This is a genomic window from Methanobrevibacter sp. 87.7 (genome assembly GCF_002208625.1).
Lineage (GTDB): Archaea > Methanobacteriota > Methanobacteria > Methanobacteriales > Methanobacteriaceae > Methanarmilla.
The window spans coordinates 1-2,005 of the sequence record NZ_MRCT01000228.1 but is presented as its reverse complement, the minus strand read 5'-3'; the positions used below and the strand labels follow the sequence as shown (position 1 = coordinate 2,005).

The 2,005-nt window shown below is 17.6% G+C and carries 1 protein-coding gene; it reads right to left on the bottom strand.

Annotated features, from left to right (window positions below; genetic code table 11):
• Positions 1 to 1,060: 1,060 nt before the first annotated feature.
• Entirely contained in the window at positions 1,061 to 1,855 is a 795-nt protein-coding gene (gene dph5 / locus BGI41_RS07860) for a diphthine synthase (protein ID WP_088540146.1), read from the bottom strand.
• Positions 1,856 to 2,005 lie beyond the last annotated feature (150 nt).

Sequence of the window (2,005 nt, the reverse complement as noted above, 5' to 3'; positions counted from 1 at the left end):
TATATAATTTAAGCATACTTAAATTTTTTTAAAAAAAATAAAATAAATCATTATTTTTAAAATTTAAATAAAAATATATTATAATATTAAAAACTAAAATGAACAATTAAAAAATTTTAAAATATTTATGTATTAGAAAAAAATAAAAAGATTTATAAACTATAAAAATAAATTATTATACGATGTGCATAAATCTACACATCTTGAATATCTCAACCATTTTATAATCTATACTAAAAGTTAGAGAATTCATATAAAATAAAAGAGTAATATAAATATTGAGAATTAAAATCATAAAATTACTTACCACTAAATAAAATATTATCTGTAAAAAAATTCTTAATACCCTACACATTTATATACTCTTTTTATTTTATTAAAAAACTATTTTTAAAGCTTATTTAAAGAAAAAAATAAAAATATCAATTTTATTAATTTTAATCAAAAATACTATTTTTAAAATATAAAAATTAATTTAATAAAATTAGGATAAAAAGAAAAATATGTATAATAAATTTATTAAAAGGAATATAAAATCCGCATAATAAATTTAATAAAATTTAATAAATTAATAAATTTCATTTTTAATAATAAATAAAAATAAGTTAAAATACTTGAAAAAATTATTTATAAAAATTTATAAACTAAAAGAATAATAATAGTAATTAGGGAAGTATTTTTTATAGAAATAATATAATAAATCTCCATATGTAAACGGATTTAGAAAACAAAGGACATAACTATAAAAATATTAACCAATATAATTGGTTTTGATTAGAAACTAACGAAGTTGTGTCCTCACCCTAACTAAAACTATTTTTAAAAAAGATTTATAGAAATATATTTAATAAATACTATTTTTATCAAATTTAAGATTAAATATATAATTTAAATTTAATTTAAAACTTTTACTAAATTTAATATAAAATAATAATTTAAAAATTTTAGTAAATTTAAAAATAAAATTAAAAAAATATTTAAAAATATAAAAAATAGATTAATAAAATTCATTTTATTAATAAAAAAAAAATAAAAAAAGTTTTTATAAAAATATATTAAACTAACAATCATCTAAAATACTTTTATCAGCACCAGCAACATAAACAAGGTATTCTGCTTCTACAATATGTAATTTAGAAGGAATAATTATACAATGAAGTGGACTTCCAAAATCATAATCAATTAATTCACTTATTTTACCTGCTTTTACAATACCTTCTTTAGAACCTACACGTGCAATACCAATTGCTAAAGTATCTTCATTTATTACTTGTTCTTCCTCTGGAAGAATATCTTTAACTTTCATTAAATATTCAAGACCTTGATTTATAGTCATATATCTATCTTTATGAGCTTGAATATCAAGTAAAACTAAAGTATGCATATCCATATCAAGATTTTCTTTAATTGCATTATAAGGAGATTTTGGGAAGAAATTATGATCTGGAAAAGGAATAGTTGTTACTTTACCAAATTTATATGCTTGAAGACCACTAATAGCAGGAGCAGAAGATATAATTGATGAACCATGAATAACTTGATAACCAATTCCTTTTTTAGAACATTGAACTAAAAAGTCAGAATGAGTAGTTGCAATTAATGGATCACCACCAGTAATAAGAGCAACATTTTTAGTTTTAGCTTCTTCAATAAATGAACTATCTTCTTCAACTTCATTACGAACTAAAACATTAATTTTTTTACCAATAATTTCTTCAATAGATTTTAAATTAGATCCCATTAATCTTGAAGTAAAAAATTCTGCATAAACAGTATCTACTTCTTTTAAAGCATTAATAGCTTTAAGTGACATATCTGTAACATCAAATAATCCTAAACCAATTAAATAAAACATATTTAAACCTTTTTATAATGAATTATATTAAATAATACTTAAAATTGAAAAACATTTACTAATTAAAAAAATTAATTAGAAAAATAGATATTTCAAAAAAATAAAAAAATAATTTTTTATAAATATTAATTTATTAGTTAAAATAAATAT